At 39.4% G+C, this 26,055-nt stretch carries 20 protein-coding genes; 12 read left to right on the top strand and 8 right to left on the bottom strand.

All coding sequences use genetic code 11. From position 1 onward, the window contains the following. Nucleotides 1–56: 56 nt before the first annotated feature. On the bottom strand, nt 57–524 hold the full coding sequence (locus tag CXF85_RS18545) for an NfeD family protein (RefSeq protein ID WP_101230125.1): 468 nt from the start codon (nt 522–524) through the stop codon (nt 57–59). Nucleotides 525–600: 76 nt separating this feature from the next. Next, nucleotides 601–1,578 (bottom strand): SPFH domain-containing protein, encoded by a 978-nt coding sequence (locus CXF85_RS18540; RefSeq protein WP_101230124.1) that lies wholly within the window; start codon nt 1,576–1,578, stop codon nt 601–603. A 314-nt stretch (nt 1,579–1,892) separates the two neighbouring features. On the opposite strand from CXF85_RS18540, the gene CXF85_RS18535 reads away from it, so the two are divergent. Beyond that, a complete protein-coding gene (locus CXF85_RS18535) occupies nt 1,893–3,545 on the top strand; it encodes a winged helix-turn-helix domain-containing protein (protein ID WP_101230123.1) in 1,653 nt (550 codons plus the stop codon). Between the two features lie 37 nt (nt 3,546–3,582). Here the strand turns inward: CXF85_RS18535 and CXF85_RS18530 are convergent, their stop codons facing one another. From CXF85_RS18530 to CXF85_RS18520, 3 genes are all read right to left on the bottom strand, one after another. Beyond that, nucleotides 3,583–4,566 (bottom strand): Gfo/Idh/MocA family protein, encoded by a 984-nt coding sequence (locus tag CXF85_RS18530; protein ID WP_101230122.1) that lies wholly within the window; start codon nt 4,564–4,566, stop codon nt 3,583–3,585. Nucleotides 4,567–4,666: 100 nt separating this feature from the next. Next, on the bottom strand, nt 4,667–5,599 hold the full coding sequence (locus CXF85_RS18525) for a glycoside hydrolase family 16 protein (RefSeq protein WP_101230121.1): 933 nt from the start codon (nt 5,597–5,599) through the stop codon (nt 4,667–4,669). A gap of 294 nt (nt 5,600–5,893) precedes the next feature. After that, entirely contained in the window at nt 5,894–7,291 is a 1,398-nt protein-coding gene (locus CXF85_RS18520) for a phytase (protein WP_101230120.1), read from the bottom strand. Nucleotides 7,292–7,696: 405 nt separating this feature from the next. Here CXF85_RS18520 and CXF85_RS18515 point away from each other — a divergent pair, with 405 nt between their 5' ends. The 5 genes from CXF85_RS18515 to CXF85_RS18495 all read left to right on the top strand — a co-directional run bounded on the left by CXF85_RS18515 (nt 7,697) and on the right by CXF85_RS18495 (nt 14,261). Next, a complete protein-coding gene (locus tag CXF85_RS18515; protein ID WP_101230119.1) occupies nt 7,697–9,946 on the top strand; it encodes a TonB-dependent receptor plug domain-containing protein in 2,250 nt (749 codons plus the stop codon). Between the two features lie 83 nt (nt 9,947–10,029). Continuing rightward, nucleotides 10,030–11,400: a metallophosphoesterase gene (locus CXF85_RS18510; RefSeq protein ID WP_232771259.1), complete on the top strand. Its 1,371-nt coding sequence runs from the start codon at nt 10,030–10,032 to the stop codon at nt 11,398–11,400. Nucleotides 11,401–11,605: 205 nt separating this feature from the next. Then, nucleotides 11,606–12,190, top strand: coding sequence for a hypothetical protein (locus CXF85_RS18505; RefSeq protein ID WP_101230118.1), 585 nt, complete (start codon nt 11,606–11,608; stop codon nt 12,188–12,190). 9 nt (nt 12,191–12,199) lie between these two features. Further along, entirely contained in the window at nt 12,200–12,886 is a 687-nt protein-coding gene (locus CXF85_RS18500; RefSeq protein ID WP_101230117.1) for a winged helix-turn-helix domain-containing protein, read from the top strand. Continuing rightward, nucleotides 12,867–14,261 carry a sensor histidine kinase gene (locus CXF85_RS18495; RefSeq protein ID WP_101230116.1) on the top strand — a complete coding sequence of 465 codons (1,395 nt, stop codon included), beginning with the start codon at nt 12,867–12,869 and terminating at the stop codon, nt 14,259–14,261. The genes CXF85_RS18500 and CXF85_RS18495 overlap by 20 nt, the downstream gene beginning before the upstream one ends. 96 nt (nt 14,262–14,357) lie before the next feature. Here the strand turns inward: CXF85_RS18495 and ppnP are convergent, their stop codons facing one another. Further along, nucleotides 14,358–14,672, bottom strand: coding sequence for a pyrimidine/purine nucleoside phosphorylase (gene ppnP / locus CXF85_RS18490; RefSeq protein WP_101230115.1), 315 nt, complete (start codon nt 14,670–14,672; stop codon nt 14,358–14,360). 123 nt (nt 14,673–14,795) lie between these two features. Then, complete coding sequence (gene ilvC / locus CXF85_RS18485) at nt 14,796–16,277, bottom strand: ketol-acid reductoisomerase (RefSeq protein WP_101230114.1); 1,482 nt, start codon at nt 16,275–16,277, stop codon at nt 14,796–14,798. 198 nt (nt 16,278–16,475) lie between these two features. On the opposite strand from ilvC, the gene ilvY reads away from it, so the two are divergent. Beyond that, nucleotides 16,476–17,354 carry an HTH-type transcriptional activator IlvY gene (gene ilvY / locus CXF85_RS18480; protein WP_101230113.1) on the top strand — a complete coding sequence of 293 codons (879 nt, stop codon included), beginning with the start codon at nt 16,476–16,478 and terminating at the stop codon, nt 17,352–17,354. A gap of 12 nt (nt 17,355–17,366) precedes the next feature. Here ilvY and CXF85_RS18475 read toward each other — a convergent pair whose 3' ends face one another. Continuing rightward, nucleotides 17,367–18,896: a YifB family Mg chelatase-like AAA ATPase gene (locus tag CXF85_RS18475; RefSeq protein ID WP_101230112.1), complete on the bottom strand. Its 1,530-nt coding sequence runs from the start codon at nt 18,894–18,896 to the stop codon at nt 17,367–17,369. A 443-nt stretch (nt 18,897–19,339) separates the two neighbouring features. Between CXF85_RS18475 and ilvG the strand changes: the two genes are divergently transcribed. The 5 genes from ilvG to ilvA all read left to right on the top strand — a co-directional run bounded on the left by ilvG (nt 19,340) and on the right by ilvA (nt 26,033). Further along, a complete protein-coding gene (ilvG, locus tag CXF85_RS18470; RefSeq protein ID WP_101230111.1) occupies nt 19,340–21,004 on the top strand; it encodes an acetolactate synthase 2 catalytic subunit in 1,665 nt (554 codons plus the stop codon). A 1-nt stretch (nt 21,005) separates the two neighbouring features. Then, nucleotides 21,006–21,284, top strand: a complete 279-nt coding sequence (gene ilvM, locus CXF85_RS18465) for an acetolactate synthase 2 small subunit (protein WP_101230110.1) — start codon at nt 21,006–21,008, stop codon at nt 21,282–21,284. Between the two features lie 123 nt (nt 21,285–21,407). Beyond that, nucleotides 21,408–22,334, top strand: coding sequence for a branched-chain amino acid transaminase (locus CXF85_RS18460; RefSeq protein WP_101230109.1), 927 nt, complete (start codon nt 21,408–21,410; stop codon nt 22,332–22,334). Nucleotides 22,335–22,526: 192 nt separating this feature from the next. Beyond that, nucleotides 22,527–24,386 carry a dihydroxy-acid dehydratase gene (ilvD, locus tag CXF85_RS18455; RefSeq protein WP_101230108.1) on the top strand — a complete coding sequence of 620 codons (1,860 nt, stop codon included), beginning with the start codon at nt 22,527–22,529 and terminating at the stop codon, nt 24,384–24,386. Between the two features lie 96 nt (nt 24,387–24,482). Continuing rightward, complete coding sequence (gene ilvA / locus CXF85_RS18450) at nt 24,483–26,033, top strand: threonine ammonia-lyase, biosynthetic (protein ID WP_101230107.1); 1,551 nt, start codon at nt 24,483–24,485, stop codon at nt 26,031–26,033. Nucleotides 26,034–26,055 lie beyond the last annotated feature (22 nt).

The following is a 26,055-nucleotide window of genomic DNA, read 5'->3' as shown; positions in this document are numbered from 1 at the left end:
AAAACGACGCTAGTGCGTCGTTTTATTTGGGACTTCTGATATCTCAGCGTTACAATTTATTTAAGTGCTGAGACCTTAACTAACATAGTAGTACCCGTTATTCCGACAATTTCACACTGACTCTTCTCACTAATGGCTGCCCCATTAGCTTCATCAGCTAAACGTGCTTGCCAATCGATACCTGAATAACGAATGGTACCGCTAGTTGCATTAATTTCAGAGCTGGCAGGTACTTGCAAACCTATCATATCGCTAGAATCATCCGTTTTATCTTTTGAATTCTGCAATGACTTTAATGGTTTCCATAAAATAGCAGCAACAACCGCAGTTAAAAGGCCAACCGTTAATATTTCACCTTGCCAACCATCAACAAAACCAACACTCACTAAAATACCCGTAGTCAAACTAGCAATAGCAAAAAAGAGTAACGGACCACTTAAACCCATAATACTCAATTCAACTACAAAGCTAATACCTGCAATTAGATACCATAAATGAGAAGGGTTTTCTAAAAAATATTCCATAGAACCTCTTTGGTAAAAGAAAGATAGACCTAGTTTATTTGACTTTACACCCAAATATATAGGTCTACAATAAGTACTAGTTAGACAACTTCAAACTACTTGAAACAGCAATCGCTTGCGCAACTGTATTAGCAATGTTTTCACCTGTTTTGCCATCTGTTAGTACTACTGTACTTTCGTTCGCAATAGCTTGATGCGCTGTAATTGCATCTTGTGCTAGTGTTAGCATTACCGCCGCATGACCTTGTTCAGTATTTGCCGCATTACCTACCACTTCTAAGGCATTAGCGTCTGCATCTGCAACTAAGCGTATCGCTTCCGCTTTACCTGTTGCTTCAAGTATTTGTGACTCTTTTGATGCCTCTGCTGCAAGTACTTGCTCAGCTTTTGCTGCTTCAGCATCTAAAACTCTCGCTTGTTTCTGACCTTCAGCTTCTGTGATCGCTGCGACTTTAACCCCTTCGGCGGTTAATATCACTGAACGTTTTTCACGCTCTGCGGTCATTTGTTTTTCCATATCTTCGCGGATAGTCTGTGGTGGCGTAATATCTTTTATTTCATAACGAGTAACCATTACACCCCAAGGTGCTGTGGCTTCTGTCATTGAGTTTAAGATTTGTGCATTAATGGCATCACGGTTTTGAAAACAATCATCTAACTCCATTGAGCCAATAGCATTACGCATACTCGTCATAGCAAGTTGTACTACCGACATTTTATAATCGGTGATGTTATTGGTCGCTGCTGAAGCATCAGTGACTTTCATAAACAAAATACCGTCAATATCTAAAGTAATGTTATCTTTAGTTATTGCAGGTTGTGAAATAATCTCTAATGACTGTTCTTTTAAATTACGATCAGCAGCAACTGATTGCACGTAAGGGATGATAAAATTTAAACCCGCAGAAAGCGTTTTGCTGTACTTACCTAAGGTATAAATAACATAACCTCGGTTTTGTGGGACAAAATAAATGCCCTTTTTTAGCGTGTATAAAATAACAATAGTAATCCATACAACAGGACTAGTAAGAATACCTTCAACAAAATTTTCCATAAATATTTTTTCCTTGTTTATTTGAATTTAAGTTCGAAGTGAAATCTAAATTCAATTGAGAATTATTTTTAATAATACGTTAATAGACTGTTATGAGCAAAGCAAGCTATTTAACCCTAACTGTTGCTTGTAGCACGCCAAGAACTTCCTATTTAAACAAACACTCACTGTCGCACTAGGGCATGAATAAAGTCGACTCTGTTTCACTTTATCAGTAAGCAAAACATCTGCTGGTTGCACTCAGATTTAATTTAAGCCAACATAGCCGCTCATTTATAATAATTTCCCTCTAACTAAGCTGTAACTGTTCTTTTATGCGATTTACTTTTAATGATATTGAGCTCAACTTAACTGCTGGCGTGTTGATCAAAGATGGTCAAACAATTAGTATCAGGGCAAAAACGTTATTAGTCTTAAAATACTTAATCGCTCATCAAACTAAAATAGTTACTAAACAGGAAGTATTAGACTCTGTCTGGCACGATGTCGTTGTACAAGAACAAGTATTGGTACAATCGATAAAAGAGATTCGTGATTTACTTGGCAGCCATGTCATTAAAACTTATCCACGCCAAGGCTATCAATGGACGGCTGAGCTCAGTGAAATCACCAATAAAAGTAGTTTTTTAGGAAAATCCGTCAATACAACCTATCTAGTACTAATTGCTGCATTGACCTTTGTCACCTTCATCGGCTTACTTATTTATCACTCTTCCCAAAGTAATCACCAAAACCCGACAAAAGAACGCTTCACTGTTGCTTTATTACCAGTCATTAATGATATGCCTGATGATATTCACGACTGGGTTCCTTTACAAGGTATGGACTATATAAGGGAAAGCTTAACAAAAAACACGCCATTACAACTGATTGCTAGCACACAGTTGCTTCAGTCAATTCAATTATCTAAACAAGAAAAATTACAAAATTCAATAAATCCCGACCCTAACGAGTTAAGAGCGCTTGCTCAAACGTTAAACGTCGATTTATTGGTACAAACTACACTTCGAGGTTATCCGCAAGATTTCCAGCTAGATTATAGTTTCTACCTTGCTCAGCGAGTTGAACAAGGGGTTATCTTAGCCGCTAGTATTCCGGACGCCCTAGAGCAATTAGTGCAAAAAATAACACTACGTTTTGCTCCACACGCCACACAAACGTCCCTGCCATATATTAGCGACTTTAGTAATGAAGCTTTTGCTCGTGGTATAGCACTTTATTTACAAAGAGATTATGTACAAGCAACTACCTTTTTCTCTTCTGCGCTGCAAAGCAATAATGACCTATTAGCCGCTCGTCGATTTTTAGCCGCCAGCTATATTAACAGTGGTGATACCGAGCAAGGCATTATCTTAATGAAAGAAAACATAGCGCAAGCGCGTCAAAAGAAAATGCACAGAGAAGAGATTCGTAGTCATTTGATGATAGGGGTATTACTTATTCATCAATATGAAAAAGACTCACTAACTCACCATGATTTATCTAAAGCTGAACGTTATATCTTATTAACCAAAAAACTGGCAGAGCACTATCATGATGCACTATTTATTGCTTATGCCCATGAAGAGTTAGCTAAAATAAAGCGCCTACAACATCAATATCTCGAAGCAATTCCTTTATTAGAAACAGCTATGCAATACCATAAAGATTTTGAAGGTAGTTACGGGCAAACACGCGCACTTATAGAGTTAGCGCTAATAGCCTATGCACAAGATAAAATCGAACTGGGTCGCACTTATTTTACCCAAGCAACCACTATCGCCAATAAAGATGGTGTGGCAACGAATAAAGTGGCTATTTTGTTAGCGCAAGCTCAAGTTGCCCTAAACGCCGAAAAAACAGTTCAAGCTCAAGCTCAAGCTTATGCAGCTCAAGCTAAGAGCATTGCAATAAAAGCTAAAAATAACGTGTTAATCGCGAAGGTAAGCGCTTGGCAGGATGATAACAAAACCTACCAAGTCAATTAAGCTGATTGCTGACCGATTCATTCGATAAAAGTGAATATTAGTTAACGGCTAAAATTTTATCCATAACCCAACTAGTATGTAGCGCAGAAGAGCCATTTGATGGGTGTTGTTGCCCATTTATAAGTTGCTGATAGATATTTCCAACATGATATAATTGAATGTTTTTAGGGTTTTCAATGGTAAATATTTCGCGACTATTACCTTGAGTTAACACTATGGGTACTTCATCGAATACGGAGAAATTTAACTCCCCTTCACTACCCACTATGGTCACGCTATCTTGCCTTGCTGCACCACCAAAGTTCCAACTGCCGATACCGGTAACACCACTTTCATGTTGCCAACAGGCAGTAACCGCATCAAAGGCAGAGTATAGGCCCTGCTGATTTGTCGCTATGCCGCTGACTTGCTGAAAGTCCCCCAGTAGAAAAGAAAATAAATCTAAACCGTGGCTAGCTAAGTCGTCGAAATAACCTCCTGCGGCAATACTTTTATCTGTACGCCAATTATATTGCCCCGATAAATCAATCGTATTGGCCGGCTTACTTAACTGCCAGCTAATATGCCGTACTTGCCCGATAGCTTTGCTTTCTAGTAAATTTTTCACCTTATTAAATCGCGGTAAAGAGCGGCGATAATAAGCGACAAACAGTGGTACATTCGCTTTTTTAAAAGCCTGCTCAATCGCTAGGCTTTCTTGATAACTCGATGCTAAAGGCTTTTCAATGCAACAAGGTTTACCTGCTTCAGCCACCATTAAAGCATAATGTTTATGACTATCCGGTGGAGTAGCAATATAGATGGCATCAATATTGGTATCATTAATAATATCAGCCGCATTATCACTAAATTTAGCGACGTTATGTCGTTGGGCATAACTTCTAGCAAGCTTTAGATCTCGGCGCATTACTGCTGTTAATTCAAAACCTGCTGTTTTTTGATAGGCAGGCCCGCTCTTGACTTCAGTTACCGCGCCACAGCCAATAATGCCCCAACGAATTACCTTATCTGTATCTGTCATAACTTATCCATTACAGTTGTTTATTCATATCCTAAAAGGATGAAATCATGATGAAGCTAACAGCTCAATCATGATTTTTTTTTATATCTTTATGAACCTATTACAAACCGCAATAGCTATCTAACTCAGGTTGCCAATGTGGCACATTATCTTGTTGTTTAACATTACTTTTACGTAATCTTGCGACTTCGTTTACCACTTCTTTATGGGACAAATTCTGATCGGCATTAAAATACACCCAATCAATCTCTTGATGATATTGACGCATCTCAGTGCTTTCTACTATTTGCTCTGGTATAAACCATAAATTGAAATTAACCGACATAGCTACTTCTGGATACACATCACTGCCGTGTTGTGAAAATAAATGCCCGTTTATATAATATTTCACCTCATTATCAAACACCTGTAATACTACGGTATTCCAGCCTTGCAGGCTTTTTACATAAGTATCAAAAGCATTCACTTTTGTCCAAGGCTCAAGTTGGAAAGTTTCCCAAGAAGTTGAAAATAATACATTCTCTTTTTCGCCCCAACCACCGTTGGCCAGGTATTCAAAATCCATTTCGCTGTAATTTTTATCCATTGGCGCTTCTAGTGGACTGATAGTGTAGAAGGTTTCGACAATGCCATCACCGTCAGGACCAAAGTCAGGTTGATCATTAAAAAATAAACGAGCGGCATAGGTACCTTCTAGGTACTTACGCTGATGACAAATTTGCGTGTGGCGAGTATTTTCTGGGCTGCCATCAGTTTTTGAGGTTAAGCGCATCACGGTATTATTGGCATTACTTTGATCAGGGTGAAAGCTAATACCTGCTGACCACCACGTCGCATTTTTTATACCGGGATGGCCTACCTGCGTTCTAGGTACCCAGCCATTATTTTGTGCGTCAGTGAGGGTTTTATAGCTAAAATCATCAAACATAATTTTACTATTATTAGCGAGTTCAGGGTTTGCTTGAATAACTGAACTAGTCATTAAAGAGATAGCGCCAATAAATAAACTGGCTTTTGTAGTAAAGAACTTCATTATTATTTTATTCCTGTCAGGATAACGGTTGTTGTAGTAAGTAGTTATTGTTCTGACCACCAATGGAACACCTAACCGCTGTACTTACTAATTAAATAATATTAAAGATGAATTACTCTCATATTAAATTTTATTAAATCAATAATTACAACAAGTTAAAATAACACTTGTACACCTAAGTAGAAGAACATGACTTCTCAAGTTATTCTATTTGAGTAAAGACAATGCCTAAAGCACCAGTAGAAACTGATGCTCATGAGTTGTTACTAACAATATTTGTAATTTAAGTAGGTGCTACTTGTTTCTATTAAATTCAGTGTTAATCGGTAAATCTAATTTTTTAGCAACCTCACCCCATGAAACATATTTAAAGTTGGTACTTTCTCTTTTTTTACCTGATGTGGAAGATGAGTTTTTTACTGTTTTATTGTCGCCATCTTGCATAACTAATACACCCTGACTAAATCCTTTACCTAAGTCTGCGTTAACCACCATCATGCCATCCGTTTCTTTTACGCCATCAATGTTACCGCCGTTTACGGTAAAAGAGTTGATATATTGATGTGGTGCTTCGCGATTAAATAAAGCGATGGTGTTATTACCTTGGCTTGAAGCTAACAAATAACCTTGACCATTACCGCCATCATAAAGTGTTAACCCTTCAGCATCTGCGGTGAGATGCTTGCTACCAAAGCTCTTGTCTTGTTCATTATTTAACTGACAAATATATTCTTGCTCAGTTTTATCCCAAGTGCGTGTATAGGGTATGCCGTATTCTTTAACCTTAGCAATTAACTGCCAATGTTTGATGTTGTTCGGTTCACTGAGTTTTACTTTCCAAATGCCAACATCTTCCTGAGCTAGAAATAGTGAGTCGTTTTTGGCGTCAGCCACGATACCTTCTAAGTGAGGGCGCTCATTATTATCATCTGAACACGGGGTCCAGCTGATCTTGTCGGGTAAAGTAAATTGTTTAGGAAAATCTATATTGGCAATGTTTTTATAACTTATCGTGCCGTCGCCGTTATCAAATATTTCTAATTGTGCAACGCGCGTTTCACTATTTTGACTAACAAAGGCCATTGCTTTATCCGTTTTTACTGTTGCTAAGCCGTAAGCGGTGCGACCTTCGTTAATGTCTTGTTGGTTTTTGGCAAATATTAACGGTGCAGCTGCTGAGGTGACGTTTTGCAATAGACTGACTGCATTCGGGTTAATGACATAAATGGTCATTTTATCTAGACCGCGATCTGACACCACGACCACATCCTCTTTGTTACCGTTGAAATCAAAATTATAAATGATATCGGCATTATTGGTTCGGCCCGCTTTATTATCACACTTTACCGTAGAGTCACTGCAACTCGGCGCTAATGCTGACGGGATAAACTGTAACAGCTCTCCTTGTAAGTTATAAACATCAATGCCCCCCTTTTTTAATGTAGTAACCACTAGGCTTTTGCTTTTGTCAGTTGGATTTACCCAGATGGCTGGGTCGTCAACATCAGTGAAGTTCCCTTTGGCATCTTTGTAGTGAGGTCTCGTTTCTACTGAGGCAGTCACTGTCTCGATCTTATTCACTTTACTTGCTGTATTGTCTTCAACGCTATAAGCAATACTACACGTTGATGTTAGGGCTAAGGTTAATGCAATCTGAATTAAATTTCTTTTTCTCATTGTAGTCGCTGTCATTTTTGTCTCTCCAATTATTAACTGGGCATTAGTTTATCGAACAGACAATAACGAGAAGGTTAATTAAAGATTAACTTTTGTTAATAATTGATGCTCAGATATTTCAGCCGCTGAATAATCATGCTCAGTGGCCGCATTCTTACCTTTATTTCTCATATTGGCGTTCCGTTCAATTTCACCCAGCCAAAATTTGGACAGAACAATGTAACTAATCGTATTCACATGTACATGTGATGTTAATAAAAGCTTATAAAAACAACAACCTTATCAATAAATCATTATGTCAAAAATCTGTCTTAAGTTAGTCATAAAAGCGTCATAAATCTTAGTTAAAGTGGCGCCATTAATACGAAGTGACTGTCTATTTAGATATATTTCCATAAAATTTAACCGAGATCAATCATTGTGAAAAACATCAAAAGCAAGAGTAAGACATACTATTTATCGAGCTTATATAGTTGTATTTCTATCGCGATATTATCAACGATTAGTACACCACTATTAGCGCAAGATACGCAAAACAGTGCAGAAAAAGACGTTGAAAAAATTGTTGTTACAGGATCTCCTGTCTTTCGTAACAGAACAGAGTCTGTATCTCCGCAGCTAGAATACGGCGGCTTGTTTTTTGAACAGTTTGAACCAACATCAGTGGGCGATATGTTAAAACGTACTCCCGGTGTTTCATTTAGTAGTGATGTTGGTGAATATGATGCTCCACAAATGCGCGGTTTGGGTGAAGGTTATACCCAAGTATTAATCAACGGTAAAAAAGTTCCAGGTAGTAGTTCAGATAGAGCTATTTTCGTTGACCGTATTCCCGCTGAAATGGTTGACCGTATCCAAATAATACGTAGCCCAAGTGCCGACCAAGATAGCCAAGGTGTTGGTGGCACTATTAATATCATCCTAAAAGATGGCGCCAGTTTTGATGGCGGTACTGTAAAAATCGGTGGTTTAAGCGCTGATGACGGTACCACTAAAGGTAATGCTTCATTTGGTTATGGCGGCAATACCAATGATATGTCTTGGACACTGTCCGCAATCTTCCAACAACGTTATGTCAATAAAACTAAAACTGAACAGGTTTTTGCCGCTGATGGCGATTTGGAAAATGGTTTTGTTCCCGGGGATCTTAAAAAAGATGAGCTAGAAGAAGATATCAGAGATAGTGAAGATATCTCATTAAGTGCCGGCATATCATATGATTTGGATGATACTTCAGTGCTTGATCTCCAAATTAACTACTTAAATACAGATCGCAGCGAATTACAGACCGAAGATATGTATGACGTGGATGATGATGAATACGAATATGCTCGTGACGATGTTTTCATTGATGAAGAGTCTATCAATCTCTCAGCTATTTATAGTAAAGATTTAGCAAACGATAATAATTTCGAATTATCGGCTAGTTATTCTGACGCAACCGATGTAGAAAATATAACGAAATTTGAACGTGATGATCCTGAAAACATTTGGGAGTATGACGCGAGAGAACTCGAAGATACCAAAGACACTGAGATTATATTCGCGGGCTTTTATGAGCATATATTTGAAAATGAATTAACCTTTAAATCTGGCATGGATTTATCGATGAAAGACCGTGATGAATCCATCATCGAATATAACGTCGATAGCGAAACTGGCATCATTGAAGACATCGATTTAGACCAAACTTATGACGTACAAGAAGATCGCATTGATGGTTACTTCTTAGGTAAAAAAGAAATATTCACCGATAGCTTTTTAGAGCTTGGTTTACGCGTCGAACATACTGCGCGTACCATCAATGCTGAAGGCATTGCTTATGATGCTAGCTCTACTCATGTTAATCCCTCACTGCATTTTTCATCTAAGTTGAATGAAGATAGCACCTTTAGAATGAGTTTAGCGCAAACGGTAAAACGACCTAACTTCAAGCAACTTGCGCCAATTACAGAGCACGATGCACCTGAAGATGGCGATACTAAGCAAGGTAACCCATTTTTAGAAGATGAAGTCTCAATGGGTATCGATGTAGGGTATGAGTATACCTTCGCAGGTAGTGGAATCATTGGCTTTAATGCCTTTTACCGTGATATTACCGACGTTATCGAAGAAGCGGGTGTGGGTGAATCTGAAGCGGGTGGCACGCTTTATTCCTACAATAACGCTGGTAATGGTAGTACTTGGGGTTTAGAAATGGATCTTAGTGCCCCTTTAGGTGATGACACCGGATTCTTTGCTAACCTGACCTTACTCGATTCAAAAATTGACGACCAATTTACCGGAGTCGAAAGAAACTTTAGAGACCAACCAGACTATATTTATAACTTTGGTATAACGCATAACATTCCTCAATTGGATGCTAGTTTTGGCTTTAGTTATCAAAAACAAGGTGACAGTTTATCTGTTGATTTTAACAGAGAAGTAGAACTTAGTTATGACGCGAACCTTGAGGTATTTATTGAAAAAAGATTTGCTGATGGTTACGTATTACGCTTAAGTGGCACTAACTTATTAGATGCCCATAAAGTTGAAAAATTTACCAAATATGATGGTGATAGCACACAAGAAGTAATCGACAACCATACTCGAGGCAATGTTGATGAATTTGAACATGAAGATGAAAGCTCTGGCAGAATGATTACCTTAACGTTACGTAAATCATTTTAATAACAGCGTTCTCATTATATTGAAGGAAAGTTTCTCTTTCCTTCAATTTTTCCCGTAATAAAAGATTAAATATAGGTACAACAATGAATAACAACACCATGCTACAAGTTAAACCACGAGTTAAGAATGCAGCTAAATTGAGTCTCTGGTTAACGCTACCATTACTCGCCAGCGTTACATTAGCCGGTTGTATCAATTCAGAAAGCAAACCGGAAGCTGCCTCCCCGCAGGCAGCTCAGCAACAAAATATCGATTTTGGTTTTATTGCGTTTGGCGACAGCGGTTACCACACCGATTACCTGAAGAAGAAACAATTCACGCCCGCTAGAAAAGACTTACAAGAGTTCGTTGCGTTCGAAAAAAATGACTGGTTTGAAGATGGCCGTGTTATGAGTGAATTTACCCCGCCACCGAGTGAATATATATCAGAGGTAGGCAGCATGATTGAAACAAGTGGCATGTACCCTGTAGCTAAAGCTATGACGGATTACTGCCATGGGGCCTCTTGTGAATTTTCAGTAATGCTTGGTGATAATATTTACCCTGATGGCGCAACAATGGGCATTGATGGTAAAGATGACAGCACACGTTTTGATGATATATTTACCAAACCTTTTGGTAACTTGGGTGAAGGTAATCCAGATTACCGCATCTATACCGCGCTAGGTAACCATGATTGGAATACCTCAAGAGCAGGAGCAATGGCACAAGTAGACTTTATGGAAAATACTAAACCATTTTATATGGATGGTATTTTTTATAGCGTAAAACCAGCTGCCGGAAATGGTGATGTTGAGATCTTTGTTATCGATACTGAAGTGATGCTTGGTGGTACGACCGTAATGGAAGCAGAACTAAACCCAGATGGTAGCGAAATGAAAGTTGATGAAATTGATCAACCTGATGCTTGGACTAAGCCGATTAACCATGCAGAAAAAAACATGGCAAAGTGGTTAGAGCAAGGGCTTAAAAACTCTACAGCTAAGTGGAAGCTTGTTATTGGTCATCACCCAATTTGGTCAACGGGAGGCACTAAATTTGAGCAAGCACGTTCATTGAGAAAACTAATATTACCTTCATTGTGTAAATATGCTGATGTTTACTTTGCTGGTCATGAACATTCTTTAGAGTTACATGAAGATAGTTGTGATGCTGTTTTTGGTGAGAACCATAATGCGCCACCACTTTTACAAGTTATTTCTGGTGCAGCAGCAAAGCAGCGTGGCGTTCACAGCAAGTTTAAAGCTTATCAAGACAAGACATATAAAGATAATACCGCACTCTATGCTAAAGGTATGATTTGGGGCTTCTCCCATATACAACTAACTGATGACAATGCTGAAATCACTATGCATACCACGCCAAACAGTGGTACTGGTGAGGTAAAATTAGATTACAGCTATCAATACCAAAGACGTTCATCAATAGTTAACGCTTTAAATGAAGTGAAATAAAGCTAACTAACTAACTAACTAACTAAGCGTTTCCCCAATAAAGAAGTTATTAGCTATTTTGCTAATAACTTCTTTATTGATCATTATTAGTAAAAGTAAGCGCTAAGCTCCCTCCGCCATTCATTAACAATAATTAATGTTCTGCACATCTTGGCTTTATTAAGGACAAAGTAAACTGATACTATTCTTATTAGAGGACAATATTATGAAACGTTTAAATTTACTTACTTCACTTTCTTCACTTAAATCAGTTGCCTTAGTTACTTTACTCACCGTCGGTACCATATCAGCGAGCTGGGCGGGTTCTAACAAACAAGAATTAGCGATAACCAAATCGATTATTGAAAAATCAGGTATAACCGCTCAACACACTATCAAACAAGTGCAGCAAGATTATAATGGCATTATTTATAGTTATGAGCTTGACGATGAAGAAGGCGTTTATTATCACGAAGTAAAATTAATTGATATTGAAGCCGATAAAAAAATTAAGCTGACTATTTCAATTCAAGATGGCTCAATTGTTAATGAAGAAAAAAGCCGTCTATTCTCATGGTTTTCTGAAGATGATCGTATTGTCACGGCAAAAAAATTGGCAAAAATGGATTACTCTATGCTTAATGCTATTGACGCCATTAATCTTGATTTGTCCTCACTGCTTACCGAAATCGAAGTTGAAGACAAGCAAGGCATTCTATTTTTTGAGCTAGAGACAATTAGCGCAAAAGGTAAAAAAGACTGGCTTGTTGATATAAATAACAACCAACTAATACCCGTATTTAAAAAATAGTGAACACTGATGAAATTACTTGTTATTGAAGATGATGCGACAACATTAGCCTACATAAAAAAGGGCTTTGTCGAACAAGGGCATATTGTTGATACTGCAGAAAATGGGCCTGACGGCTTATTCTTTGCCACAAGTAATAGTTATGATCTAGTAGTGCTTGATCGTATGTTACCAAAAATGGATGGTTTAGCATTATTAGCCGCCATGCGTGCTGCCACTATTAAGACGCCCGTTATCATTTTAAGTGCTTTAGGTCATGTCGATGAGCGAATTAAAGGCTTAAAAGCGGGCGGCGATGACTATTTAGCTAAACCTTTTTCTTTTCAAGAACTTTATATCCGAGCAAGCATACTCGTTGAAAGGTATAGCGCATCCCCCCAAGACAATGGCCCAGCCACAGAGTTATCAATTGATGACTTAGTGATGGACCTAGTTGGACATAAAGTACTTAGAGCCGGTAAAGAGCTCACCATTCAACCGAAAGAATTTCAATTATTACGTTACCTGTTAGAACACCAAGACCAGGTGATATCCAGAACGTTATTGTTTGAGTCGGTTTGGGATTATCATTTTGACCCGAAAACTAATGTAATCGATGTGCACGTAGCAAAATTAAGAAAGAAATTAGAAGAAAACGGCCAAGCACCACTTATTCATACGGTACGAGGAGCTGGGTATGTGGTCAGAACGCTTTAAGGTTTTTACTCGAACCTCTATATGGCGGTTTACCTTAATATTTACTTTGATTGTGTTACTTATCTGTACCAGTATTTTGGCGCTTGTTTATCAATTCACGGTCGGTGAACAGAAACGCCAAATAGCTCAACAAGTCACCATTACTGCACAAGGTTTTGCTGATCTTTCTGAGAGCTCAAGTATGACGGCCAAAGACTTTAAAACGGCCATACAGCAGCGTATAAAAAGAAGTAATGCTGTGGTCTTAGTACTGTCGCATGATGCTCAAGTTATCGGTAACTTAAACAGCTTGCCACAAGAGTTACCTGAATTTCCTACCTTACGCCATTTCCCCATCGCGGTTGTTGACCATTTAGGTGATACCACCGTTGAAATACTTTTAGGCACCAATCTACAAACTCGCTTTGGCGATTTATCCATTGGATTGTTTGACAATAATTATCAAGTACTTGAAAAGAACTTCATCACAGCAAGTATTGTTGCGTTAATACTCGCCTTAGTGCTTACACTTATCTCGGGGTTTTTGTTAAACCGACGAGTACTGTCTAGAGTGAAACAAATAGCTGAGCTTACAGCGCATGTAAAAGCAGGCCGGTTGAAATCAAGATTACCTATTAGCACTAAGCAAGATGAATTTGACATGATTGCTGAGCAAATTAATCAAATGTTAGATGAGATTGATGATTTGATTGGCTCAGTTTCACAGGTAACAGATAACATCGCCCATGATCTTAGAACGCCATTATCTCGCATTCGTATATCAGTTGAAGATAGTATCGATAACGATAGTGCTATTTATCAAAGTGATCAATGGAAAGAAAATTTGCTCGATGAAATTGATAATGTCATTCATACCTTCAATGCCATGTTGGAATTATCAAGATTAGAGAAAGGTGTCCAAAATAAACCTAGTAGTAGCGTTAATATCAGTACGCTCTGTCAGGATGTGTTTGAGTTAGCAGAGCCTTTGGCTGAAGATAAAAACCAGCGTTTTACTTTCGTTGATAATACTCACCAAAATGAACTGGGCAAGCCCATTTTTGCCGATGCCAATTTACTCTTTAGAGCAGTATATAATATTGTCGAGAATGCGATTAAGTATACTCAAATACAAGGCGTTATTAGCTTAGCGGTAAACTATAGTGAGATTGGCGTTGATATTTCTGTCATCGATAACGGCCCGGGTATTCCCGAAGCACAACATGAGGCGGTTTTTAAACGTTTATATCGTTTAGATGCAAGCCGACAGGAAGGTGGCTTTGGCTTAGGTCTTTCTATTGTAAAAGCTATCGCTGAACTTCATAGTGGTAAGCTGCTGTTAACATCGTTATCACCAGGATTAAGCATTCGTCTTTCGTTACCACAAAATCTGTAAAGGGGTAAAAAACCAATGACATACAATCTTCATGAATGTCATTGGTATTATTACTTATAACTCAACAGTAAAGCCGAACAGCATACGCTAGTTGTATTAGCTTATATAAGTACAACAGTAATCAATGATAGTTTTGGCTTTAACATCAAAAGAGCTATCGGCGTCAACGTGGAATGATTGACCACCAACGATTGTTTGCCATTCTGTAGAGCCCGCAAGTAAAATTTCACATTCACCCGCTGTAATTTCCATTAATTCTTTTTCCTTGGTACCAAAGGTGTAATCACCTGCTTGCATAATACCAAGTGTTTTGAAGGAGCCATCGTTAAATGTAATAGTACGGCTAGTTACCTTGCCATCAAAATATACATTGGCTGCTCTGTTAATAGTTACTTCTTTAAAATCAGACATTGAGTCTTCCTTGTTAAAATTTCATAAGGGTTAAAATAGAGAGAAAGTTCTGGCAATAAAAAACGGCATTGAATTAGACTCGAATGCCGTTTAATTAACTATCTCTACTTCAAGAGATGAGTACTAAGTTGCGCTAGCAATCTTTTTCATGTCAGTCATATAACCACGAAGTTCTTTACCAATCACTTCAACACCATGGCTGCGAATTGCTTCATTAACTTCAATTAAACGCGCGTTATCAACGTTATTTGAACTTTCTTTAAAACCTTCGCCTAACTGTTCTAACGATAAGTTAGCCGTGTAATCTGCAAGTAGTGGCACAGCAGCGTGAGTAAATAAGTAGTTACCGTACTCTGCAGTATCAGAAATTACTACATTCATTTCGTAAAGCTTGTTACGTGCAATACAGTTAGCAATTAATGGCGTTTCATGAAGTGACTCATAATAAGCAGACTCTTCAATGATGCCTGCAGCAACCATAGCTTCAAAGGCTAATTCAACACCTGCTTTAATCATAGCAACAACAAAGATGCCTTTATCGTAATATTCTTGTTCTGTAATTTCAGTTTCGCAATCAGCTGCTAATTCAAATGATGTTTCAGCTGTTTCTGCGCGCCATGTTAATAAGTTAATATCATCATTTGCCCAATCAGCCATCATAGTTTCAGAGAAGCGACCTTCAATGATGTCATCCATATGTTTTTCAAATAATGGACGTAAAATCACTTTCAATTCTTCAGACATATCAAACGCTTTAATTTTCGCTGGGTTTGATAAACGGTCCATCATGTTAGTGATGCCGCCATGCTTAAGACCTTCAGTAGTTGTCTCTAAGCCGTATTGTAATAATTTACGTGCGTAAGCAGCGTCCATACCTTGAGCGATTAATTGCTTATGACCCAAAACAGCAGCCGTTTGCAACATGCCACAAAGAATCGTTTGCTCACCCATTAAGTCAGACTTAACTTCAGCGATGAAAGAAGACTGTAAAACACCCGCTCTATCACCACCTGTTGCACTAGCGTAAGCTTTAGCAATGGCTAAACCATTACCTTGTGGATCATTTTCTGGGTGAACCGCGATTAGTGTTGGAACACCAAAACCACGTTTGTATTCTTCACGTACTTCAGTACCTGGACACTTAGGTGCAACCATAACAACTGTAATATCAGGACGAACTTGCATACCTTCTTCAACGATATTGAAACCATGTGAGTAAGAAAGCGTAGCGCCTTGCTTCATCAATGGCATTACCGCTGTAACAGCTGAAGTATGTTGCTTATCAGGCGTTAAGTTTAAAACTAAATCAGCTTGAGGAATTAATTCAGCATAGTTACCAACAGTAAAACCATTTTCTGTAGCCCACTGCCATGATTGACGCTTCTCGCTAATTGCGCCGTCACGTAACGCATAAGAAATATTTAAACCAGAATCACGCATGTTCAAACCTTGGTTTAAACCTTGCGCACCACAACCAACGATAACAATGTTCCAATCTTTAATGAAGTTACAGCCATCGCTGAACTCTTCACGTTTCATAAAACGACATTGACCTAATTGGCCTAATTTTTCACGTAAACTTAAAGTATTAAAATAGTTGCTCATGGACTTTCCTATAATTTCTGGAGTATTAGTTGAGTCAGCTTGCTGACTGTTCTTTTTAACAATGCTTTTTTCAATGTAAACACCATACCCTAGATATTACGTTGCAAAAAGTGATATATTCGCACTGTAACGTTGCGTTTTTTGCAATCACGATATTAATCTACCAGCGCGATTAAAATCCCGCCTACGGAAAAAGTTATGGATCAAAAAGCACTGTCGATGTTTTCCCACTTGAGCCAAAGTTTACATTTTGGCAAAACGGCGCAAGCACATCACATCAGTCCGTCAACACTGAGTAGAGCCATTCAACGACTCGAAGATGAAGTGGGTAGTGAGTTATTACATCGTGATAATCGAACGGTGGTGCTTACCGACGTGGGTAAAAAATTTAAAGCCTACGCCGAACAGCAACTTGAACAATGGCATAATTTCAAACTATCACTTGATGAAACACAGGCCGAATTAACCGGAAAGCTCCACGTTTACTGCTCAGTTACTGCTGCATACAGTCACTTACCGCCTTTGTTGGAAAGGTTTCGTGTGCTCCATCCTTTAGTCGAAATTATGCTGACCACAGGTGATGCCGCCGATGCCCTTGAGCAAGTGCAAAATAAATCTGTTGATTTTGCCATTGCAGCAGCGCCAGAGCATCTACCCCGCAGTGTCTATTTTCATCACCTTGATACTATTTCACTATCGGTGATCGCGCCGACAATGACCTGCAAGGTTCAGCAGCAGTTAAACCAAAAGGTGTTAAGTTGGTCTGAAATCCCCATAATATTGCCTGAGCATGGTGCTGCTCGAAAACGATTTGAGCTTTGGTATCGTAAAAAACAGCAAGGAAAACCTAATATCTACGCCACGGTTTCTGGTCACGAAGCCTTGGTAAGTATGGTGGCTTTAGGTTGTGGGGTTGGCATAGTGCCGCAAGTGGTGGTAGATAATAGTCCCGTGAAAGACAGGGTTAGCAACCTCGAAAACATTGGTGATATTGAACCGTTCGAGTTGGGTGTCTGCTGTTTGAATCAATCAAAAGCACAACCGCTGATTAAAGCTTTTTTTTCGTCAATTGGTTAATTTTACTGTTCCTCAGACCGAAACCGCACTCATTAAATGACGTAACAACCGATCCATAGCTCGGTAAGATAAAGCCTCCACCAAATGTTTATGGCAAATATTTGGTGTGTTTTCCATATCAGCAAGCGTGCGTGCAATTTTCAGAATCTTGTGATGTGCCCGAGTTGACAGACCTAATTTTTCCACTGCAACTTCTAAAAACTCATTTTCATCAGAACTTAACACACAAAAACTTTTCAATTCACTACTGCTGATATGCGCATTGGCTTTGCCCTGCCTTTGTAATTGAATAATCCGACAAGCTTGCACTCGTTGTTGTACTTGTGCGCTTGATTCGTTTTTTTGACTACTCTGCGCCCAAGTACCTCTAGGCAAGCGTGCCACTTCAACTTGAATATCAATCCGGTCCAGAAAGGGTCCTGATAAACGATTCAAATAACGCAATACTTGCTCTGGCGTACTACGTTGGTCATTGTAAAAGCCTGTTGGACTGGGATTCATCGCAGCAATCAATTGAAAACGTGCCGGAAAGCATTGCTTGTGCAACGCTCGAGATATAGTCACTTCACCCGATTCCATTGGCTCACGTAATACGTCTAAGACCTTGCGCTCAAACTCAGGTAATTCATCTAAAAATAACACGCCGTTGTGCGCTAGCGTGATTTCGCCTGGCTTTGGTTGACTACCTCCGCCCACCAAAGCCGCTGATGAAGCCGTATGGTGCGGTGCTCGAAAAGGTCGAGTAAACCACGATTTACGGGTAATACCTTGATGACTAATTGATTGAATGGCGGCAACTTGCAGCGCTTCTTCCTCTGTCATTGGCGGTAAAATTCCGGCTAAACGGCTAGCTAACATGGTTTTACCCGTACCTGGTGGGCCGATGAATAATAAATTATGACCGCCACTAGCAGCAATTTCCAACGCACGCTTGGCCAAGGGTTGCCCCATCACATCGCTCATATCCAAGGTTTTATCTTGCTCGGTTGATTCTTCTGCCATGATTTGTTCAGTAACAAACGGTAAAACCTGTTGTCCGGCGAAATGAGGAAACAGTTGTGTTAAATGACTGATAGCGTGAATTTTCGCTTGTTTAACCCAACTGGCCTGTTCGATGTTTTGGGTGGGGATGATCAAGGTCCGCTTACTTTGACTACTTGCCATGGCAACAGGTATTTCGCCAACAATTGCTCTTAGCTCTCCGGATAATGCTAGTTCTCCAGCAAATTCATATTGCGATAAATCAACAGGAGGGAGTTGTTCAGAGGCGGCCAGAATACCCACTGCAATAGGTAAATCAAACCGTCCTCCCTCCTTAGGTAAATCCGCAGGTGCCAAATTGACAGTAATGCGTTTAGCCGGAAATTCATAACCACAATTGATTATTGCGCTACGCACCCTATCTTTTGATTCTTTTACTGAAGCTTCTGGTAAGCCAACGATGTTGAATGCAGGTAAACCATTAGCAAGGTGAACTTCGACGGTAACTAACGGTGAATCAAGCCCAACCCGAGCACGACTAAATATGCATGAAAGCGACATAAAAATTCCATTTTTTTAAGTTCCTTGTTTCCAGTGTAGTTCAAATTTTATTAGCTGCGGTTATTACCTAATATTGCTTATTAGACAAAAAAACTATAATAAAATAACTTGCACATGGGATTAGAGCTATGGTACTAATTTAATAAGGAAGCGGGACTAGCAATAAATAAACAATAAGCAGTCAACGCACAACAAAACAAGCTAAGAGATAAAATGCATAAATTGAACTCAATTATTATAAACCTTCTCGTCGTGGTGATTATTAAATCATCTCGAGGGTTTTGTTGAGCTAAAGAAAAAGCATTCAAACAAATACAAACCCTCGCTTCGCAAGAACCGAGGGTTTTCTTTTTAGCCATTTTTATTAATTTTTTATTAGCTTTTCTAATAAAGGTAAAAATGCTGAAGAAATAGACATTAACAAGATAACAATTGGAATCATCATGACCAAGAGTAAAACGCTAACAGGCGGCGCATTATTATTTGAAGTGCTACAAGAACACGGCGTACAACACGTTTTTGGCTACCCGGGTGGCGCAATAATGCCGATTTATGACGCTTTATATGACAGTGACGTAAAACACTATCTATGCCGTCACGAGCAAGGAGCAGCATTTTCTGCTGTTGGTTATGCGCGTGCCGCTGGCACCGTTGGTGTTTGTTTAGCGACCTCAGGACCTGGGGCAACAAACTTGATCACAGGTCTTGCCGATGCGTTAGCAGATTCAATACCTGTTGTGGCAATTACCGGGCAAGTTCCTACTGCTGCAATGGGTAGTGATGCTTTCCAAGAAATTGATATTTTTGGTTTATCACTTGCTTGTACTAAGCACTCTTTCCAAGTAACTGATATTAATGAACTTGAAAAAGTATTACATCAAGCCTTTGAAATTGCTTTAGAAGGTCGTCATGGTCCTGTACTTGTTGATATTCCAAAAGACATACAGTTAGCGGAAGTTACTCAACGCTTAGATAAACTGTCTCACTTAAAAAATAAAGTACAATTACCTCTTGCGGATATCAGTAAAGCGCTTGATTTACTGACCCATGCTAAACAACCTATTTTGTATGTTGGTGGTGGTGTTGGTATGGCGAATGCCGTAGAAGAAGTACGTGATTTTGCTGAAAAAACAGGCATGCCTAGTGTTTCAACATTGAAAGGCCTCGGTGCAATTAATCCGGACAATAAAAACTACCTTGGTATGTTAGGTATGCACGGCACAAAAACAGCCAATATTGCTGTTCAGGAATGTGATTTATTAGTCGTTGTTGGCGCTCGTTTTGATGACCGAGTGACTGGCAAGCTAGATGAATTTGCGCCGAATGCTAAAGTGATTCATTTTGATATTGATACCGCTGAAATTAACAAACGTCGTGAAGCTGACGCCGCTATTTTAGGCGATTTAAAGGGCAACTTACCTTTATTAACAACTGATTTAGACATCGAAAATTGGCAACAAAGATTACAACAAATGAACACGGACTTTGCGTGGCGATATGATCACCCAGGCGAGAACATTTTTGCTCCCGCGGTATTAAAAACGGTGAGTGATTTGATGCCAAGCAATACTTGTATCACGACAGATGTTGGTCAACATCAAATGTGGGCTGCGCAACATATGAGTTTTGATGATCCAAGTAACTTCTTAACTAGTGGCGGCATGGGCACTATGGGCTTTGGTCTACCAGCAGCGATTGGTGCACAAATTTCACGTCCACATGATACTGTTATTGCCGTATCAGGTGATGGCTCAATTATGATGAATGTACAAGAATTAGCGACCATTAAACGTTACCAAATTCCGGTAAAAGTTGTACTTATTGATAACGCTAAACTCGGTATGGTTCGCCAATGGCAAGACCTGTTTTTTGATGGTCGATTAAGCGAAACTGATTTGTCAGATAATCCTGATTTTGTCATGTTAGCAACAGCATTTGATATTAAAGCAAAACTAATCACTAAAAAGAGTGAAGTCGACGCTGCCGTTAAAGAGATGTTAGACCATGATGGCCCTTACTTATTACAAGTAAAAATAGATTCAACTGAAAATGTTTGGCCGTTAGTTCCGCCAAACACAGCAAACGATAAAATGATGGAGGGTGTTTAAGATGAATCCTGTAACGCTAAATAAGTATCAATTAATTATTATGGCTGATGATAAACAAGTGGTGCTAGAGCGAATCTTACAAGTCACTCGTTATCGCGGTTTTCTAATCAACGGAATGAATGCCGAGGTTAATACTGGTAATAATGTTGCCACAATCACTATGTCTGTCAGTAGTGAGCGCCCTATTTCTTTGCTTGTTGATCAAATCAACAAATTGATCGACATCAAGGGTGTCAAAGTAGACAATAGTGAAGTGCAAATAAAGCAATACAGCGCTTAAACAACAAGTAATATTATTTACCCATAATAAAATAAAAATTCGCTCCGTGCTAATTTACATGACTCTGACATCATCGTCGGGGTTTGTGAATTACCCAAGAGCAACAAAAATTAGGAAAAGAAAATGGCTAAAGTAAACGCAGATTATATTTGGTTCAATGGTGAAATCATGCCGTGGCAAAATGCTACAGTTCACGTAATGAGCCATGCTCTTCATTACGGTTCATCAGTTTTTGAAGGCATTCGTGCTTATGAAACACATAAAGGCACGTGTATTTTTCGTTTAGAAGAACACATCAAGCGTTTATTTGATTCAGCAAAAATTTACCGTATGAATATTCCATACACGCAAGCAGAAGTTGTGCAAGCCTGTAAAGATGCTGTCGTAAAAAACGATTTAAAATCAGCATATCTTCGCCCATTAGCCTTTTTAGGTGATATTGGTATGGGTCTTCGTCCACCTATTGATGCTAAAGCTGACCTTATGATTGCCGCTTTTAGCTGGGAAGCATACTTAGGCGCTGACGCTGTTGAGAACGGTGTTGAAGTAGGCGTTTCTAGTTGGAACCGTTTAGCACCAAATACAATGCCTACTGCAGCAAAAGCAGGTGGTAACTATTTGTCTTCACAACTTATCTCTACTGAAGCTGCTCGCCATGGTTATGCCGAAGGTGTAGCGCTAGATGTAAATAACATGGTAAGTGAAGGCGCGGGTCAAAACTTATTTTTAGTACGTAATGGTGTCATATATACACCACCAGGAACTGCCTCTATTTTACAAGGCTTAACACGTGATGCCGTATTCTACTTGGCTAAGCAGTTAGGCTATGAAGTACGTGAAGAGTCTATTGCACGTGAAGCTTTATACCTTTGCGATGAATTCTTTATGTGTGGAACAGCTACTGAAGTTGTACCTGTTAAATCAGTAGATGGTTTACCTGTAGGTACTGGTTCTCGTGGACCAATCACTAAAGCACTTCAAGAAGCCTTTTTTGGTATTTTTGATGGTACTACTGAAGTGCCAGAAAGCTGGTTAGAACCAGTAGAATAAAACACCTTTTGACTCTAGTTCCTCGTTAGGAGTACTCACCTATGTTCATAGGCTCCGTGCTCCTGCCTTGATCTAGAGTCAAAATTCAATTTTCTTTATAGAAAATTATTTTTAAAGTTCATTTACGCGATAAAAGTTAGTGAATTTTCAAAATAAGCCTTTCTCAAACTCACCAATTGGAATGTAAACATCATGCCTAAATTAAGATCTGCAACTTCTACTCAAGGCCGTAATATGGCTGGTGCTCGTGCACTTTGGCGTGCTACAGGCATGACAGATGGCGATTTTGGAAAACCAATTATTGCGGTAGTGAACTCTTTCACACAATTTGTACCTGGTCATGTGCATTTAAAAGACATGGGCCAATTAGTTGCTGGTGCAATTGAAGAAGCTGGCGGTGTTGCTAAAGAATTCAATACTATCGCTGTTGATGACGGTATCGCCATGGGTCATTCAGGGATGCTGTATAGCTTACCTTCTCGTGATTTAATTGCCGACTCTGTTGAATACATGGTAAATGCCCATTGTGCTGATGCCATGGTTTGTATTTCAAACTGTGACAAAATCACTCCTGGCATGATGATGGCGGCAATGCGCTTAAACATCCCAGTGATTTTTGTTTCTGGTGGTCCAATGGAAGCCGGTAAAACGAAATTGAGTGATCAAATCATTAAGCTTGATTTAGTTGATGCCATGATTAAAGGTGCAGATCCAACAGTAAGTGATGAAGATAGCGATAAGATTGAACGTTCTGCCTGTCCAACCTGTGGTTCATGTTCTGGTATGTTCACTGCCAACTCAATGAACTGTTTAGCTGAAGCATTAGGTCTTGCCTTACCGGGTAACGGTTCTATGTTGGCCACTCATGCTGATAGAGAACAATTATTCTTAAAGGCGGGTAAAGAAATCGTTAAATTGACTAAACGTTATTACCAAGATAACGATGAGTCTGCACTGCCACGTAATATTGCCTGTAAAGAAGCATTACACAATGCTATGTGTTTAGATATTGCTATGGGTGGTTCAACCAACACTATTTTGCATTTACTGGCAACGGCACAAGAAGCTGAAATTGATTACACCATGAAAGACATGGATGAATTATCTCGTCGCGTACCACAGTTATGTAAAGTTGCGCCATCAACACCTGAGTACCACATGGAAGATGTGCATCGCGCTGGTGGTGTTATTAGTATTTTAGGTGAATTAGATCGTGCTGGTTTATTACATACTGATGTGCCGAATGTTTTAGGTACCACGTTAGCAGATGTTATCGCTAAATATGACATTACCTTAACAGATGATGAAGATGTTAAAAAATTCTACCGTGCTGGCCCAGCAGGTATTCGTACAGTTAAAGCCTTTAGCCAAGATTGTCGTTGGGATACCTTAGACGATGACCGTGCCAATGGTTGTATTCGTAGTCTTGAAAACGCATTCTCATTAGAAGGTGGCTTAGCAGTACTTTCAGGTAATATTGCACCTGATGGCTGTGTTGTTAAAACGGCGGGTGTAGAGGACGATAACTTAGTATTCACAGGCCCTGCACACATATTTGAAAGCCAAGACGAAGCAGTTGCTGCCATTCTTGACAAAAAAGTTGTTGCTGGTGAAGTCGTCGTTATTCGTTACGAAGGTCCTAAAGGCGGTCCAGGCATGCAAGAAATGCTTTATCCAACGACTTACTTAAAGTCTATGGGTCTAGGTAAAGCCTGTGCGTTATTAACCGACGGTCGTTTCTCTGGCGGTACTTCAGGATTATCTATTGGTCACGTATCACCAGAAGCAGCTGACGGCGGCACAATCGCCTTAGTTGAACAAGGCGATATCATTCACATTGATATTCCTACTCGTGAGATTACTTTACAAGTCTCTGAAGAAGTCCTTGAAGAACGTCGTGCTGCGATGGAAGCTAAAGGTAAAAAGGCTTGGAAACCTGCTGATCGTGTTCGTCCAATTAGCTATGCACTTAAAAACTACGCTATGTTGGCAACGAGTGCTGATAAAGGCGCTGTACGTAACCGTGCCTTACTTGATGGTTTAGTTGACTAATAAAGTAAAAGAGTTGAACGCACTTTTGTCGCGTTCAACTTAAAGAATGTTAAAAAAAACATGCAAATAGCTCAATCTAATTCCTAGGTAAATCTAATGACAGAAACTCTCAAACAAGCCTCAGCACAAACACCATTAGATTACTTACGCCGTATTCTACTCGCGCCTATTTATGACCTAGCGGTTGAAACTGAACTGACGACCTTGAACAAATTATCTTCTCGGTTAAATAACCAAATTTATTTAAAACGTGAAGATCAGCAGCCCGTGCATTCTTTTAAATTACGTGGCGCTTATAACAAACTCAATAGTTTAACTGAAGCTCAGTGCATTCATGGTGTTATCGCTGCCTCAGCAGGAAACCATGCGCAAGGTTTGGCATTAGCGGCGAGTAAACTAGGTATCAAAGCAACAATAGTGATGCCAAAAACCACACCAGACATCAAAGTAGATAATGTCAGACGTTTTGGTGGTGAAGTACGTTTAGTTGGTAATAGTTTCAATGAAGCACAAGCAGCTTCAGTTGAATATGCCAAAGAAGAAAACAAAACCCTTATTCACCCGTTTGATGATATTGAAGTCATTATTGGCCAAGGTACTGTCGCAAAAGAACTTTTACAACAATTACCCCATGCCGATGTTGTTTTTATTCCTGTTGGCGGCGGCGGTTTACTCGCGGGTATGTCAGTTTATTTAAAACAACTGAGCCCTAGTACTAAAATTATCGGTGTCGAAGCTGAAGATTCAGCCTGCTTAAAAGCGGCACTTGAGGCGGGGAAACCTGTCGATTTAGCGCAAGTAGGTTTGTTTGCCGATGGCGTTGCGGTTAAACGTATTGGAGAAAATACTTTCGGTTTGATTCAACAGTTTTGCGATGAGGTGATCACCGTAACAACTGATGAAATTTGTGCATCCATTAAAGATATTTTCGAAGAAACGCGTGTTATTGCTGAGCCTGCTGGCGCATTATCATTAGCCGGTTTACAAAAGTACACCCAAACTAGCAAAGGTAATGAGTCATTAGCAGCGGTACTTTCAGGCGCAAACATGAACTTTCATACTTTGCGTTATGTATCAGAACGCTGTGAATTAGGTGAAAAGAAAGAAGCAATATTAGCGGTTACTATTCCAGAAGAAAAAGGCAGCTTTAAACGTTTTTGCCAATCCATAGGTAACCGTGCCATTACCGAGTTTAACTATCGATTCTCTGGTAAGCCGAGTGCTGAAATTTTTGTCGGTGTTCGCCTTGGTGGCAGTGTGCAAGAACGTCAACAGTTACTGCAAGGACTAGTAAGCGCAAACTATCAAGTGAGAGATTTCACCGATAATGAACTTGCAAAGCTGCATGTTCGCTACATGATCGGCGGTAAAAGTCCTAATTCAGCAAATAAGAATGATGAACGATTATTTAGTTTCGAATTTCCTGAGCACCCTGGCGCATTAGAAAAGTTCTTAGATGCAATGGGAGAGCATTGGAATATCACCTTATTTCATTACCGTAACCATGGCGCAGCATTTGGTCAGGTACTTGCTGGTTTCGATCTGGATAAAAGTCAGCAAAACGACTTCTTCCAACACCTTAATGATCTTGGTTATCAGTGGCAAGAAGAAACCGAAAATCTCGCTTATCAAACCTTTTTGAATTAAATAGCCGACTATCGAAAGTTTG

This window comes from Colwellia sp. 75C3, assembly GCF_002836255.1.
Classification (GTDB): Bacteria; Pseudomonadota; Gammaproteobacteria; order Enterobacterales; family Alteromonadaceae; genus Colwellia.
Note: the sequence above shows the minus strand (reverse complement) of the source record. Positions and strands in the feature narration are given on the sequence as shown.